General features: G+C 43.1%; 1 protein-coding gene. It reads left to right on the forward strand.

Going from position 1 to position 527, the window contains the following annotated elements:
- Positions 1 to 91 precede the first annotated feature (91 nt).
- On the forward strand, positions 92 to 527 hold a 436-nt coding region (locus R8N47_RS28190; protein ID WP_318186480.1), incomplete at its 3' end, for an SIMPL domain-containing protein.

Below are 527 nucleotides of genomic sequence, written 5' to 3' on the forward strand. Positions count from 1 at the left end.
AAATTTAGCTTTAGGTCGCCATTTTCTGGCCATAGTTGAGCTATGTTATCGATACTACGAATTGTTACTTTTGGCGAAATTAGGAGGATGAATGGAGAAGATTTCCAATAAAGCGTCAATATGGCTCGGGCTGTGTCTGATAATAGGTTTAGGAGTATTGGGCTTTTTTATTCAGCAAACAGCAGTCAAATACAAAGCCTATGAGCGAGTGGTAACGGTGAAGGGATTGTCTGAGCGAGAATACCCGGCAGATACCGTCATTTGGCCAATCCAATTTACGGTAGCCAGCAATGATATGGGCGCGATGTTTGATGACATAGACCAACAAACGCGTTTGATTCTCGATTTTTTAACCGCAAAAGGCTTAACTGACAAAAACATCTCGCTGTCTTCGCCTTCAGTGATAGACCGTAAAGCGCAGCAATATGGTGGTGAGCAAGACATTGAGTACCGTTATTTAGCATCCCGAACGGTCACGGTTTACAGCCAAAATATCAATGTGGTTCGTGCGGCGATTAATGAGATTG

This window comes from Vibrio sp. 2132-1 (genome assembly GCF_033344315.1).